Here is a 14,213-nt window from a genome sequence, read left to right as displayed (position 1 = left end):
ACAGTGCAATCCAGTGCAGGGTATTTCTTAATGCACTCCACCGCCTGCGGTGGAGCCAGAAGAGGAGCGCTGCCCAGGCAGCCCAAGGGAGGACACCAGCGTCCTGCGAACTTGGGTCAGGGGGAGTAGCGCCGAGACGAGGCGAGTGACTGGACATCGCCACGTCGGCTGCGGGGGCTGAATCCCCCGGGTTGTCATCGGTCGTGTGCATCCCACACCGCATTCACAGCGGGTTTGGTGTGGGATGGGCACCGCGGATGGAGTGCTTCTGGCCGGGATCCTTCGCTATTCCTGCCATTTTTCGCCTCCTCCTCTCTTTTGCCTGATGAAACCGGATTTTCACATTAAGACAGGAGTACATGATGAGCCCGATCAACGTCGCCAAGTTTGGCGGAACCAGTGTCGCCGATGCCGCGGCCATGAACCATTGCGCCGACGTGGTGCTGGCCAATCCGGCGACGCGGGTGGTGGTACTGAGCGCCAGCGCCGGTGTCACCAACTTGCTGGTGAGCCTGGCCCAGGGCGAGCTCGATGAGGCGGGACAGGATGCCCAGCTGACCAAGCTGGCCGGGATCCAGCACGCCATCCTGAGCGCACTGGGGGAGCCGGTCGAGGTGAGCGCCCTGATCCACGCCCAGCTCGGCGAGATCCGCACCATGGCCCGCCAGGCCAGCCAGCACACAGATGCGGAGCTGGCGGACAGGCTCATCGCCTGCGGCGAGCTGATGTCCACCCGTCTCTTCACCGAGCTGCTGCAGCAACGCGGCATCAAGGCCCACTGGCAGGATGTGCGCCAGCTGATGCGCACCGACAGCCGCTTCGGCAAGGCGAGCGTGGATCTCGCCGCCACCCGCGCACTCTGCCAGGCCAACCTGGGCCCCCTGCTCGGCGAGCACCTCGTCATCACTCAGGGCTTCATCGGCTCCGATGCCGATGGCCGCACCACCACCCTGGGTCGCGGCGGCTCCGACTACAGCGCGGCCCTGCTGGCCGAGGCACTGGATGCCGGCAGCATCGAGATCTGGACCGACGTGCCCGGCATCTACACCACGGATCCCCGGCTGGTGACCCGGGCCCGCCCCATCCCCGAAATCAGCTTCGTGGAGGCGGCCGAGATGGCCACCTTCGGCGCCAAGGTGCTGCACCCCGCCACCCTGCAACCCGCCCTGCGCCAGGACATCCCGGTGTTTGTCGGCTCCGCCAAGGATCCGGCCGCCGGCGGCACCTGGATCCGCGCCAGCACCCAGACCAACCCGCTGTTCCGGGCCGTGGCCCTGCGCCGTCAGCAGGTGCTGGTCACCCTGCACAGCCTCAACATGTTCCACGCCTACGGCTTCCTGGCCGAGGTGTTCGGCATACTGGCACGGCACCGCATCTCGGTGGATCTCATCACCACCTCTGAGGTGAGCGTCTCCCTGACCCTGGATCACACCGGCAGCCAGAGCAACGGCGAACCCATCTTGAGCGACAAGGTGCTGGCGGAGCTCGGGCAGCTGTGCAAGGTGAAGGTGGAGACCGACTTCGCCCTGGTGGCACTGATCGGTAACCGCATGAGCGAGGCCGCCGGGGTCGGCAGCCAGGTGTTCGACGCCATCCGTGACCACAACATCCGCATGATCTGCTACGGCGCCAGCGCCCACAACCTCTGCTTCCTGGTCAAGGAGAGCGAGGCGGGCCACATCGTCAACCGCCTCCACCAGGAGCTGCTCGACTGAGCCAAGTCCGGATAAGCGGTATGAAATAAAGAGAGGGGCCAAGGCCCCTCTCTTTATTTCTGCTTATTTCTGCGCGGTCTATGGCATCGGCATCATGCCGAGGGGTCAGAGGACGGCAGCAGGTTGGCCTGGATCTGCCCGCGCAGCCCGGCCAGCTTGCCCATTAGCCCAGCCTGATCGAGCCCGGCCTCCTCGGGCCCCAGGTTGTCGACCAGCAGGGGGAAGTGTTCGCTCACCGCCCGCTCCAGCCAGTCGAGGCGGCGCAGGGTGAGCGGGCCGCAGCTCTTGCCGCTGAGATCGTCCTGGATGTCGAGATGATGGCTGCGGTACATGTCGCGCCACCAGCTGGCGGCCAGCCCCTCCTCGCTCGCCAGCGCCGAGCGCCACTCCGCCTGCAAGCCCTGCAACCGCGCCAGCACGGGGGCACTGGCCCCCTCCCGGGTCAGATGCTGCAACTCCTCCCTTGCCCAGGCGAGGCAGAGCTCGCGCCAATGGCGAAACAGCGGCAGGGGATCGGCCTCATCCAGCCAGAGACCGGACAGGGTGCGGGTCTCCAGCCGCTCGGGTACATGAAACTGGGGGTCGGCCAGGCCGTTGGAGTTGAATTCGTGGCGTGGATCGAAGGGCCACATGTAGCCAAAATCGAACACCGCTATCTGCTGGCCATCGTCGAGCAGGTTGCCCGGGCTCGGATCCCAGTCAAACCAGCCCCAGCGGGCCAACTCCGCCTGGACCGCCAGCATCTGTGCCAGATTGCGTTTATCCAGCTGGCTGACCGGGGCACCGCGCAACCAGGGGGAGACCAGCACCCCGGCCCGGGCGGAGCCGAAGCTGGTGCAGACCACCTTGGAGAGGATGGTGGGGTGCAGCTCGCGCAGGGCCTCGATCTCGCGGCGCCGCTCCAGCTCGGTGAGAAAGGCGGTCTTGCCGTCGGCATTGGCCACCAGGGAATCGTGCCGGCGCCGTTTCAGGCACCAGTGATGCCCCTCCACCTTGAGATGGAACACCTCGGCGGTGAGGCCGTGGCGATAGATCTTGAGTACAGCCGGGTGAGCCTCGGTCAACCTGAGCAGTTGCGCAAGCGGCAGGGGACAGTCCCGCTCACGGCCGATCCGGATCTCCTCTTTGCTCTCCAGCATCTGGAGCAATCTTGCCTGACGTGCCGCAACCTTGGGATTCATACATGTACCTCCAGCCATTATTGAGAGACTAAGCAGCAAGCTGGAGGCAGACCAGCGGCAAAGCGCCATGATGACGCTTTCATCACAGAATGAATTCGCCCCCTGGATCGGGATCACAATTTGCAAGTTGCGGCAGTCACACAATATTCATCTTCCGGTCATTAAATTGACATCAAGGAACAAGCCCATCACCATCGGGTCAAAATAGATGCAGTCGCACCGCAGCGACCCCACCCGCTCCAAGGATGAGCCCACTATGAATGCCCCCGTTTTCGGCCGCAGCTCCCCCCCGCCATCTCGTCTGGCCAGGCTGCTGTTTGGCCTGCTGGTCGCGCTGCTGCTGCTGACGCTCATCCTGCCGGTGCTCAACCCCGGCAGCTGGCTCGGCCGTGCCCAGCCGCTGATCCTGGGGCCCGCCGATCAGCCGCTCGCCACCCTCAGCCGCCACAGCCTGCTCTACAAGAGTGACAGCCGCGGCCTCTACCTGGTGGTGCGCAGCCAATGGCAGCTGCTCAAGCCGTTGCAGGAGGGGGACAAGGTGCGGGTCGAGCTGCTCAACGACAGGGGCGAGCGCATCGATCAGCTGAGTCAGTCGGTGAACAAGCGGCAGAAATGTCGCAAGGAGCGCTGCACCCTGGATCTCAACAGCGCCTTGCGGGCGCCGGATGATGCCCTCGACAGCCGTTACCAGCTGCGCATCGGCCTGCTGCTCAAGGATCGACCCGAGAGCGGCGAGTACAGCCAGATCCTGCAGACCCTGCCGGAGCGCGGCTTCAATCTCAGCTACCTGATGACCAGCCTGCTGCTGGTGCTGCTGGCCAGCGCCCTGGTGCTCAGGGCCTTGCTGCCACAGCTGCGTCACAGCATGGCCTCGCGGGTGTTTGGCAGCCTGCTGCTCGGCAACCTCACCTTCGTGCTGCTGCACGGCTTCGTGGTGTTCAAGCTCGGGGAGTTTCTGCTCTGGTCAGGATTTAGGCCCGAGCACTATTACCTGGCCTGGGGCAGCATGGTGCTGGGCTGGAGCCTCTGCGCCCTGGCGGGCTTCAATCTCTACATGGGGCTGGTCTTTACGGCTCTTTCGGGCATAGGCCTGCTCGCCAACTTCATGAAGATCGCCATCTACGGGGTGCCGCTCGGGGGCGACGATCTCGGCAACCTGATGGCGCTGCTGCACATACTGCTCGATCAACATCCTGTGCTGCCGGTGCTGGGCGGCGTCCTGCTGCTGTGGCTCTGCTGGCGCTTTGCCCTGTCGCGCTGGGTGCTGCGCACCGTCGCCGCCACCGCCGCCTTCTTCGCGCTCTGCGTGTTCGCCACCCAGACCGGCAACAAGCTGCTGGGGGCCAACGTCCGCTACGTGGACAGGGCGGTCAACTATCACAGGGACATCATCCGCTCCGGCCCCGGCCTCTACCTGTTCAACCTGGTGGACGAGATGCTGCAAAGCGGCAACGTCTTCCGCTATCCCCTGCAGATCAACGAGCGTACCCCCGAGCTCGGTCACCGGGATCCCGTCCAGTCGGCCCTGGGCCCCTCCCCGCGCTTCGATCTGGTGATAGTGCTGCAATACGAGTCGCTCTGGCTCGACTGGCAAGGCAGGATCTGCGCCCCCGCCCCCACCCTGAGCCTGCCCGCCGGGGTGGCGCAGTGGCGCAAGACCATCCACTCCCCCACCACCGGCGGCATGACGGTGCTGGCGGAGTTCGAGATGAACACCGGCCTGCCGGTGGGCCTGCTCAAGCAGGGGGTGGTGCCCTACTACTATCTCTCGGCGCAGGTGCCTGGGCTGGCGCAGAGCGCGAAGAAAAACGGCTACAAGACCCTGTTCGCCCACCCCTATGTGGAGAAGTTCTGGGGCCGCGCCAAGGCCATACCGGCGCTCGGTTATGAGGAGCGCTGGTTCGATACCCGCTTCACCAGCCTGGAGCACAAGGGGCTCTACATCTCCGACGATGCGCTGATCGATCACCTGCTCAAGCGCAGCGAGCAGGACAGCCAGCCGCTGTTCGCCTACGCGGTCACCATGCAGGGCCACGGCCCCTTCGATGGCAATCGCTATCAGGCCCAGCAGATCGACAAGGCCTGCCCGGATCAGAGCCCGGCCGATCGGCAGTTGCTCAACACCTACTACACCGGGGTGGTGGATGCCATGGCCTCCCTGGAGCGGCTGCTCAAGACGCTGGATCAATCCGGCAAACGCTACCTGGTGGTGGCCTTTGGCGATCACCAGCCGTTCCTGATGTCGGCGGGCAAGGGCATCCACGGGGACAAGCCGCCCCGCGACGCCCCCTACCAGATCCCCATGATGGCCTTCACCCGCGACGATGGCTCCCTGTCGCTGGCGCGCCAGTTTGACCCGGTGCGCCAGCTCTATCAGATGGGCCAGGCCACCCGCCAGTTGCTGGCAGGCGACCTCACCCCCATCCCGGAACTGGCCCTGCTCCACCCAGTGCTGGGGGAGGAGAAGGGCTTCGATCCCTCGCCGCTGGTGCCGCAGATCCGCGCCAGCTTCCGGGCCGACGCCCTGCCCTGATCCTGCCAGAAGGTGAAAGCAAAGAGGCCGCATCCGCGGCCTCTTTTTGTCTCTGGCAAGCCCTCGTTAGCGCCACCAGGGCTCGCACAGGCTCAGGCGCTGGGCATCCAGATCCAGCTCGGCCTCGATGCCGAGCGGCACCGTCAGCATGGGGTGGGTGTGGGCGCAGTCGAACTCCGCCAGGATGGGAAACCTGGGCTCCCCCACCTGCTCCAGCAGTATGTCGAGCGGCCGCTTGCCGCTGCCCTGGCCGTCGAACAGCTCGTGCTTGCCGAGCACCAGGGCACCGATGCGCTCGAACACCCCGCACAGCTTGAGGTGGGCGAAGGAGCGCTCCACCGTCTCCGCCGACATGAGGCTGTCTTCCAGCAGCAGAATGTCCCCCGTTTCGATCGGCGGCATATAGGGCGAGCCCCAGATCCCCGCCAGGGTGTTGAGGTTGCCGCCGATCAGCCTGCCCCTCACCCGGCCGCTGCCCACCGAGATCAGCCGGTTTGGCTGGCACTGCTTGGCGCGGGTCTGCTGCTCCCAATCCAGCCGCTCCTCGGTCCAGTGCGTCGGTGTTGGCAGCCGGTGCGGCAAGGGTCGCTCCCCTGCCCCGCAGATCGCCAGGAAAGCGGCCAGAGTCTCATCAACCAGCGGCGGCAACTCGCCAAAGGAGGCCACCAGCGCCGGACCGTAGAAGGTCACCAGGCCGGTCTGGGCATGGATGCCGAGCAGCAAGGCGGTCACATCCGAGTAGCCGATGAGGATCTTGGGATCTCTTCTAAGCGCCTCGTAGTCGAGATAGGGCAGCAGGGAGTTGGAGTTGCTGCCGCCGATGACCGACATGATGCAGCGCACTTCTGGATCCCGGATGAGCGCGTTGAGCTCTTCGGCCCGCGCCGCGATGGAGCCGGAGCGCCAGTGATCCCGCTCCCCAGTCAGGCTGCCCGCCTTGAGTGCGAAGCCCTGCGCCGCCAGATACGCCTTGGCGCGGGCGAAGCGGTTCGGCGCCCAGGCGGTGGCCGCGCTGGAGGGGGAGAAAAAGCCGATGGTGTCGCCACGCTTGAGTCGCGTGGGCTTGATGGGTGTCATAAGGTCCGCTCCTTGGTCCTGCGCCGCCCTCAGGGCGTCGGCATGGGATAAAGGATCCATATTACGACATACAAGGAGACCAAAAATAGCGCCAAATGGCGACTTTCCGTCAGAAACAACAAAGCCGATGAGCGGCTCATCGGCTTGTCATCGAGACGCGGGTGTCAGAGCACCACGGCGGTGCCGCTGATGCTAACCATCAGCATGCTGCCATTTTGCCCCACCACCTCGTAGTCGATGTCGATGCCGACCACGGCGTTGGCACCCAGTGCCTGCGCGCGCTCTTTGAGCTCATCGAAGGCGATCTCGCGGGCCCGGGCCAGCTCTTTCTCGTAGGCACCGGAGCGGCCACCGATGATGTCGCGGATGCCGGCGAACAGATCCTTGAAGATGTTGGCGCCGAGGATGGCTTCGCCCACCACTATGCCGCGGTACTCGCGAATGGCCTTGCCTTCCAGGGTGGGGGTTGTTGAGAGGATCATCATAAACTCCAGCTGAGATAATGGGTTCCAGACTACCCCAAAGCCGCGGCCGGCAACATACCCCCACCGCTAATAGCCAGTCGCTCGATAAGGCCTCTCGGCGCCTCGCGGGCACCGGGCCGCGGCCATAAAAAAGGAGAGGCCAGGCCTCTCCTTCTGTCACCTGGCGATCAGACGCCGGCTTAGTGCAGCTTCATGCTCGGGCGCAGCACCCGGTTGATGCGGCCCACCAGCATGATGAGGCCGGTCTTGATGTAGCCGTGCAAGGCGACCTGGTGCATCCGGTAGAGGGAGATGTAGACCATGCGCGCGAGGTAGCCTTCCACCATCATGGAGCCACGCATCAGGTTGCCCATCAGGCTGCCCACGGTGGAGAAGCGGCTCAGGGAGACCAGGGAGCCGTGATCGTGATAGAGGTAGGGCTTCAGCTCGCCACCGTTCATCTTGGCCAGGATGTTCTTGAACGCCTGGGTCGCCATCTGGTGGGCGGACTGGGCGCGCGGCGGCACGAACTTGCCATCCGGCTGCGGGCAGGCAGCGCAGTCGCCGATGACGAAGATGTTCTCGTCACGGGTGGTCTGCAGTGTCTCTTTCACCACCAGCTGGTTGATGCGGTTGGTCTCGAGCCCGGCGATCTCCTTCATGAAGTCCGGCGCCTTGATGCCGGCGGCCCACACCATCAGGTCCGCTTCGATCAGCTCCCCATCCTTGGTGTGCAGCCCCTCGCTGGTGGCTTCGGTGATCATGGTGGCGGTACGCACGTCCACCCCGAGCTTGACCAGCTCCTGGTGAGCGGCGCCGCTGATGCGCTCCGGCAACGCCGGCAGGATGCGGGGGCCCGCTTCTACCAGTGTCACCTTGAGGCTGTCGGTGGTGAGGTTCTTGAAGCCGTAGGCATAGAGCTGCTCCACCGCGTTGTAGAGCTCGGCGGAGAGCTCGACCCCGGTAGCGCCGCCGCCGACGATGGCGATCTTCACCTTGTCGCCCGGCTGGTATTCGGTGGCGAACTGCAGGAAGCGGTTCATCATGCTGTTGTAGAAGCGGTGCGCCTGGGACGGGCTGTCCAGGAAGATGCAGTGATCCTTGATGCCCTTGGTGTTGAAGTCGTTGGAGACGGAGCCGATGGCCATCACCAGCACGTCGTAGGCCACTTCCCGCTCATGCACCACCAGCTCGCCGTTGTCGTCGTGGATCGGCGCCAGCACAATGCGTTTCTCGTCGCGCTTGATGTCGGTCAGGCTGCCCAGCTGGAAGTCGAAGCCGTGGTTCTTGGCATGGGACTGGTAGCTCAGGGCATCGATGCCCGCATCCATGGAGCCGGTGGCCACTTCGTGCAGCAGGGGCTTCCACAGGTGGGTGCGGTTGCGATCGACCAGGGTTACCTTGGCCTTGTTCTTCTTGCCCAGCTTGCGACCCAGGCTGGTCGCCAGCTCCAGACCGCCGGCGCCGCCACCTACAACGACAATATTCATCATGATGATTTTCCTTGGTTCCTCAAAACGAAAGGGAGCCATTGGCTCCCTAAAACGAAATCGGTTGACGTGATGGTTCAAGCTTCCTTGAAGGCCTTCATCCGCTGCAGATGATACGAGATGTTCTTGAATTTGTGAGTCTCGTGCTCATCCCATACGATGTCGTAATAGTTCTTCAATTCACGTTCAGTTTCACGATTATCGCGGATTTCATCCTGAACGGAAAGGATACACAGGCAGTTTCCTGAATTTTTCTTACGAAATTCGGTTACACACTTGGTGCCGATGTCGTCGTACTCTTCCGGCCTGTCGATCTTGCCCTGCATGTTCTCTGCCGGGTGCAGATTGGGGTTGAAGATCACCTGCTTGATGCCGCACAGGAAGCCGATCCGCTCGCTCCAGTAGCCCCCCAGCCCCACCCCGCAGATCAGCGGCTTGGGGTCAGTGCTCATGTCGAGCTGCTTCTTCACTTCCTTGAGCAGATGACTCATGTCGTGGCGCGGGTGCACCGTGCTGTAGTGAACGAAGCGCACATCATCATCGATAAACTGCAACTGCAGCACTTTCTCATGATTGCCGGGGCTGGTGGCATCGAAGCCATGCAGATAGATGATCATGGATAAGACCTCAGGAACTGTGTCGGTTCTATCGAAACTACCCCAGCGACCGGCCGTGGCGCCACCAAAACATCCAACTTTCTTGCTTTGGATCACGCCCCCAGCCGCCTGAAAACGCATTTCATCCGGGGGTTGTGGTCACTCGCGGACAAATCGACCCGATTGCGCCGCTGCCCGGCGGGCCTGACGAGCGAAAAACCCCGCCTCTCGGCGGGATCTTGTCAGCTGGCGAGAGGGCCCAGGCCTCAGCCCTGGGTCTGCTCGAAGCGATCCACCGCCGCGGCCACCAGCGCCAGGCTGCCCTGCCAGAAGGCCGCCTCACGGATGTCCTGCCCCAGGTGCTTGGCCACCAGATCCTCGGCGCTCATGCGGCCGGTGTCGCGCAGCAGGGCGCGGTACGCCTCGGCCACGTTCGCCTCCCCCTGCGCCTGGCGGCTCATCAGCTGGTGGTAGACCCCGAGGCTGAACAGGTAGCCAAACAGGTAGGGGTAGTTGTAGAAGCCGAAGCCGGCGATGGAAAAGTGCGCCTTGGCGGCCCAGAACATGGGGTGATAGCGCGCCAGGCTCCCCTCGTACCAGCGGCCCCAGGCCTCATCGGTCAGACTCTTGAGCCGCGCCGCCGGGACATAGCCCTGCTCGCGCTCGGCCACCAGCGCCAGCTCGAAGTCGAAGCGGGCCGGGATGTTGACCAGGAAGGTGGCGGCGCCGTCCGCCTCGGCCCAGGCGATGGCCTGGCGCTGCTCCGGGTTCTGGGCCTGCTCGAACAGGGCGCTGCGCACCAGGGTCTCGGCGAAGATGGAGGCGGTCTCCGCCAGGGTCATGGGGTAGCCGCGCTGGCTCATGGGCAGATCGCGGATAAGCCAGTTGTGCCAGGCGTGGCCCAGCTCGTGGGCGAGCGTGATGACGTTGTCCATGGTGCCGGCATAGGTGATGAAGACCCGCGGCTCCACCGGCTCGGCAAACTTGGTGCAGTAGGCGCCGGTGCGCCGGTTCGGGGTCGGCGCCGCGTCTATCCAGCCGCGCTCGGCCATCATGCGGGCGAACTCCCCCATCTCGGGATCGAAGCGGGTGAAGGCCGCGGCTATGATGTCGATGGCCTCCTCGAACGTTATGGTCCGGCTGACCGAGGCCGGGGGCGGCGCGAACAGGTCCTCCGGCCCCAACTCGTCGATGCCGAGTTTGCCGGCCATCAGCCCTAGGGCACGCTGGCCCAGGCCGCGGGCTCTATAGGTCTCGGCCATCATGGTGTCCAGGGTGGCGCGCTCTATGTGGCTCTGGTGACAGGAGAGATCCAGCGCATCAAGCTGACGCACCTTGCCGCGCTGGCGGGCCAGCTCGAGGCGCCAGCCGTTGAGGGCATTGAGGATGGCGGCCACCGTCTCCTGCTCCCCTTCCCAGCCGGCGCTGATGGCATCGAAGGCCTCCCGGCGCAGGGCTCTCTCCGGACTGGACAGCAGGTTGCTCGCCTCGGCCAGCCCCCTCTCCCGCCCATCGATGTGCAGGCGGATCTTGCCCACCAGATCGTTGTAGAGGTTGCCCCAGGCGTGCAGGCCATCGGTACCGAGGCCGATCACCAGCTGCTCGGCCTCCACCGGCAGGCGCTGATCCTGCAGCCGGCGCTCGTGGCGCAGGCGGTAATCCTCCTCCCCCAGCAGCGGATCCTGCATCAGCCGCTCGAATTCGGATTCAGGCAGCCCCAGCATCAGATCCTCCACCGGCGCCAGGGCCTTGAACAGGTCCGCATTGAGGGCGCGGGCACGGGAGGCCAGCTGCTTGGCGAGCGGATCCCGGGCATCCTGACTGCCCTGCGAGGCCGCCAGCACGGCGATGTTCCAGCCGATGTTGCGGATGCGCTGGGCGCGCAGGCGTACCTCGCGCAGGAAATCCTGCAGGGCATCGGCCTGCTCGCGCACCGCCCCTAGGCCATTGATGAAGCCGGTCAGCTCGTCGAGGCTGGCGCGGGCCAGGCTCATGTCCGCCTCCAGCATGGCGCTGTCGAGGGAGGGGTAGATGTGCTGGTTGTGCCACTGCTGTGGGTAGACTGGTTGTTGCATCAGACGCTCGTGTTCGGAGACGGGCCCTGGCCCGTCATGAAATAGGGGTGGCCCCCGGCGAGGGCCACGATTAAGGGTTGCAATGGGCTATATCAGCCGCTCGAGGCGGCTGACCGCCGCCTCCACCTGGCGCAGGCTCTCCTGCCAGAAGGCGGGCTCGCGAATGTCGACGCCCAGGTGCTTCTCCACCAGATCCTCGGCGCTCATGCGGCCGGTGTCGCGCAGCAGCTCCCGATAGGCCTGGACAAACTCCTTCCCGGCCCGCTCCTTCTGGGCATAGAGCCCCAGGCTGAACAGGTAGCCAAACAGATAGGGGTAGTTGTAAAAACCGAGCTCGGTGATGGAGAAGTGGCTCTTGCTGGCCCAGAACAGCTCGTCATATTGGCTGAGGCTGTCACCATACCACTGCTCCTTCATGGATTTCATCATGCCGCGCAGCTCGCCGGCCCCCACATAGCCCTGCTCCCGCGCCGCCACCAGCGCCCGCTCGAAGTGGAAACGGGACGGAACGTCGAGCAGCAGGCTGGCGGCCCGCTCCCCCTCCAGCCAGGCGATGGCCCTGCGCTGCTCCATGTTGTCGGTGGCGGCCAACAGGGCATCGCGCACCAGGGTCTCGGCAAACAGCGAGGCGGTCTCGGCCAGCGTCTTGGGGTAGTCGCGCTGCGCCAGCGGCGCGTCCCGCAGCAGCCAGCTGTGCCAGGCGTGGCCAAGCTCGTGGGCCAGGGTGATGAGGTTGTCCATGGTGCCCTCGAAGGTGAGAAACACCCGAGGCTCGGCGGGCTCGGCATACTCGGTGCAATAGGCGCCGCTGCGCCTGTGTTCGCTCGGGGCCGCATCGATCCAGCCCCGCTCGGCCATCATGTGGACGAAGGCCCCCATCTCGGGGTCAAACCCGGCGAAGGCGTCGGCCACCAGCGTCAGCGCCTGCTCGAAGTCGATATTGATAGGTGTCAGCGCAGGGGGCGGCGCATAGAGATCCCAGGGGGCGAAGTCGGTGATCCCCTGGGCGCTCGCCATGGCGCGCAGCGCCCGTCTGCCCAGCTCCTTGTGGGCCTCGGCCTCTGCCATCAGGGTATCCAGCGTGCTGCGCTCGAGATGGCCCTGATGACAGGAGAGCGCCAGGGCATCGAGCCGCTGCCGCTGGCCACGCCGGCTGGCGAGCTCGTTGCGCCAGCCGTTGATGGCATTGAGGATGGCGGCCACCGTCTCCTGCTCCCCGGCCCAGGCCTGTTGAATGCCATGCCAGGCACTGGCGCGCCGCGCCCTGTCCGGGTGGGACAGCAGATTGTCCGCCTGGGCCAGCCCCATGGGTTCTCCGTCCACCAGCGGTCTGAGCCGGGCCACCAGGCTGTCGTAGAGATGGCCCCAGGCGTGCAGCCCATCCACCCCCAGCCCCTCGATCAGCTGCTCGCTCTCGAGCGACAGCCGCTGATCCTGCAACTGGCGATCGTGGCGAATGGCATAGGCCAGCTCGAACAGCTCGGGATCCTGCAGCAGGGCCCGCACCTGATCCTCGGGGGCGTTCAGCCAGAACAGGGTCATCGGCTTGATGAGCTGGGCGAGGCTCGCCTGCAACTGCTGGCCGCGGGAGAGCAGCACCTTGGCCGGCTCGTCGCGACCGTTGCGGCTGAGCCGGTTGTAGCCGTAGACCTGGGCATTCCAGGCCAGCCGCCTCACCTCATCCGCCTGGCGCCGAATGGCCCGCAGCAGATGGCGCAAGGCGTTGATGTCATGGGTCTCTGGCAACTCGGCCAGCAGGGGGATCAAGGTAGACAGGAGCTGGTGGGCGTGCTGGAAATCGGCGTCGACGGCCGGGCAATCGGGGGCGGCATAGATGTGATCATCCAGCCAAGCGGTTGTGGTCATAACTGTCCTTATTGTTTGCATCCATGGCAGCTGGCTCCGTCTCTGTGGACGGATGCCAGCCAGGATAGTACGAAGGGGGCCGGCGCTTGCCTAGCCCCCATTCGCGTCAACAAACGGGACAGAGGATGAGTGCGACGGCCCCTGTCGGCCGCCTCACCCACGGCCGTTATTTGGCGGGCTTCAACTTGCTCACCAGGGTCATGGCCAGCACCAGCACCAGGCCCGCCACCACGCCGGCCACCGCATTGAGCAGGGTCGGCGTCAGGGCGGCCAGCACTGTGCCCACGGTTGGCAGGGTGGCCACGGCCTCGGCGGCCCCCTCCACCAGGTGATGGGCGAAGGGCCAGCCGTGCACCAGGATGCCGCCGCCGACCATGAACATGGCGATGGTGCCGACCAGCGCCAGCAGGTGCATCAGGCGGGGAGCCGTCACCAGCAGGCCGCGCCCCAGCAGGCGGCGCAGGGCGCCGGCGTCCGGCTTCTTCAGCAGGTGCAGGCCGATGTCGTCCAGCTTGACGATGAGCCCCACCAGGCCATAGACCCCCACCGTCATCAGCAGGGCGATGCCCGCCACCACCGAGATCTGCAGGGAGAGGCTGGTGCCTTGGACTGTGCCGAGGGCGATGACGATGATCTCGGCGGAGAGGATGAAGTCGGTGCGAATGGCCCCCTTTATCTTCTGCTGCTCATAGGCCAGCATATCGTCCGGCACGGGCTCCGCCCCCGGTCCCGACCCCTCGTCGCCGTGGGGTAGAAACTTGTGGGCCAGCTTCTCCGCCCCCTCGAAACAGAGGTAGGCGCCCCCCAGCATCAGCAGGGGGGTGATGAGCCAGGGCACCAGCACGCTGATGGCGATGGCGGCCGGCACCAGGATCAGCTTGTTGCGAAAGGACCCCTTGGCCACCGCCCACACCACCGGCAGCTCCCGCTCGGCGCGCACCCCGGAGACCTGCTCGGCGTTGAGGGCCAGATCGTCCCCCAGTACCCCGGCGGTCTTCTTGGCCGCCGTCTTGGTCATCAGCGCCACGTCATCGAGCACGCTGGCAATATCATCGAGCAGGGCCAACAGACTGGTTCCGGCCATATCAAGCATTCCTCATATCAGTGGTGAGAGCCCCTCGGGCAGATGGCCTGGCGACGACCTTGCTCATCAGGGGTTCCGCATTGCGGGCAAAAGATGGCACAGTGTAACGAGAAGCCGCCGTTTCGGCAGCAC

Annotated in this window: 10 protein-coding genes and 1 riboswitch; of the genes, 2 read left to right on the top strand and 8 right to left on the bottom strand. The window is 65.1% G+C overall.

Translation table 11 applies throughout. The annotated features are described in order from the left end of the window. The first annotated feature begins 51 nt into the window (after window positions 1–51). Window positions 52–276: riboswitch (Lysine riboswitch) on the top strand. 86 nt (window positions 277–362) lie between these two features. Further along, complete coding sequence (gene lysC / locus EL255_RS08195; RefSeq protein WP_042653455.1) at window positions 363–1,715, top strand: lysine-sensitive aspartokinase 3; 1,353 nt, start codon at window positions 363–365, stop codon at window positions 1,713–1,715. A gap of 92 nt (window positions 1,716–1,807) precedes the next feature. On the opposite strand, the gene EL255_RS08190 is transcribed toward lysC, so the two are convergent. After that, complete coding sequence (locus tag EL255_RS08190) at window positions 1,808–2,896, bottom strand: protein kinase family protein (RefSeq protein WP_042653454.1); 1,089 nt, start codon at window positions 2,894–2,896, stop codon at window positions 1,808–1,810. 256 nt (window positions 2,897–3,152) lie between these two features. On the opposite strand from EL255_RS08190, the gene EL255_RS08185 reads away from it, so the two are divergent. Continuing rightward, the gene (locus EL255_RS08185; RefSeq protein WP_042653747.1) at window positions 3,153–5,429 is read left to right on the top strand and encodes an LTA synthase family protein; all 2,277 of its coding nucleotides are present in this window, start codon (window positions 3,153–3,155) and stop codon (window positions 5,427–5,429) included. Between the two features lie 66 nt (window positions 5,430–5,495). Here the strand turns inward: EL255_RS08185 and EL255_RS08180 are convergent, their stop codons facing one another. From EL255_RS08180 to EL255_RS08150, 7 genes are all read right to left on the bottom strand, one after another. Next, window positions 5,496–6,506: a S66 family peptidase gene (locus tag EL255_RS08180; protein WP_042653453.1), complete on the bottom strand. Its 1,011-nt coding sequence runs from the start codon at window positions 6,504–6,506 to the stop codon at window positions 5,496–5,498. 164 nt (window positions 6,507–6,670) lie between these two features. After that, on the bottom strand, window positions 6,671–6,988 hold the full coding sequence (locus EL255_RS08175) for a heavy metal-binding domain-containing protein (protein WP_042653452.1): 318 nt from the start codon (window positions 6,986–6,988) through the stop codon (window positions 6,671–6,673). A 182-nt stretch (window positions 6,989–7,170) separates the two neighbouring features. Then, window positions 7,171–8,463 carry an NAD(P)/FAD-dependent oxidoreductase gene (locus EL255_RS08170; RefSeq protein ID WP_042653451.1) on the bottom strand — a complete coding sequence of 431 codons (1,293 nt, stop codon included), beginning with the start codon at window positions 8,461–8,463 and terminating at the stop codon, window positions 7,171–7,173. A 74-nt stretch (window positions 8,464–8,537) separates the two neighbouring features. Next, entirely contained in the window at window positions 8,538–9,077 is a 540-nt protein-coding gene (ycfP, locus tag EL255_RS08165) for an alpha/beta hydrolase YcfP (RefSeq protein WP_042653450.1), read from the bottom strand. Between the two features lie 245 nt (window positions 9,078–9,322). After that, on the bottom strand, window positions 9,323–11,131 hold the full coding sequence (locus tag EL255_RS08160) for a M3 family oligoendopeptidase (RefSeq protein WP_042653449.1): 1,809 nt from the start codon (window positions 11,129–11,131) through the stop codon (window positions 9,323–9,325). 87 nt (window positions 11,132–11,218) lie between these two features. Continuing rightward, window positions 11,219–12,997, bottom strand: coding sequence for a M3 family oligoendopeptidase (locus EL255_RS08155; RefSeq protein ID WP_042653448.1), 1,779 nt, complete (start codon window positions 12,995–12,997; stop codon window positions 11,219–11,221). Between the two features lie 166 nt (window positions 12,998–13,163). After that, the gene (locus EL255_RS08150) at window positions 13,164–14,081 is read right to left on the bottom strand and encodes a DUF808 domain-containing protein (RefSeq protein WP_042653447.1); all 918 of its coding nucleotides are present in this window, start codon (window positions 14,079–14,081) and stop codon (window positions 13,164–13,166) included. Between the last annotated feature and the right edge of the window lie 132 nt (window positions 14,082–14,213).

It is taken from the genome of Aeromonas encheleia (genome assembly GCF_900637545.1).
Lineage (GTDB): Bacteria > Pseudomonadota > Gammaproteobacteria > Enterobacterales > Aeromonadaceae > Aeromonas > Aeromonas encheleia.
Note: the sequence above shows the minus strand (reverse complement) of the source record. Positions and strands in the feature narration are given on the sequence as shown.

Bases quoted from the DNA above. Each gene is read 5' to 3' on its own strand.
- lysC (WP_042653455.1), top strand. From the start codon at position 363: ATGAGCCCGATCAACGTCGCCAAGTTTGGCGGAACCAGTGTCGCCGAT.
- EL255_RS08150 (WP_042653447.1), bottom strand. From the start codon at position 14,081: ATGGCCGGAACCAGTCTGTTGGCCCTGCTCGATGATATTGCCAGCGTG.
- ycfP (WP_042653450.1), bottom strand. From the start codon at position 9,077: ATGATCATCTATCTGCATGGCTTCGATGCCACCAGCCCCGGCAATCAT.
- EL255_RS08185 (WP_042653747.1), top strand. From the start codon at position 3,153: ATGAATGCCCCCGTTTTCGGCCGCAGCTCCCCCCCGCCATCTCGTCTG.
- EL255_RS08170 (WP_042653451.1), bottom strand. From the start codon at position 8,463: ATGATGAATATTGTCGTTGTAGGTGGCGGCGCCGGCGGTCTGGAGCTG.
- EL255_RS08190 (WP_042653454.1), bottom strand. From the start codon at position 2,896: ATGAATCCCAAGGTTGCGGCACGTCAGGCAAGATTGCTCCAGATGCTG.
- EL255_RS08160 (WP_042653449.1), bottom strand. From the start codon at position 11,131: ATGCAACAACCAGTCTACCCACAGCAGTGGCACAACCAGCACATCTAC.
- EL255_RS08175 (WP_042653452.1), bottom strand. From the start codon at position 6,988: ATGATCCTCTCAACAACCCCCACCCTGGAAGGCAAGGCCATTCGCGAG.
- EL255_RS08180 (WP_042653453.1), bottom strand. From the start codon at position 6,506: ATGACACCCATCAAGCCCACGCGACTCAAGCGTGGCGACACCATCGGC.
- EL255_RS08155 (WP_042653448.1), bottom strand. From the start codon at position 12,997: ATGACCACAACCGCTTGGCTGGATGATCACATCTATGCCGCCCCCGAT.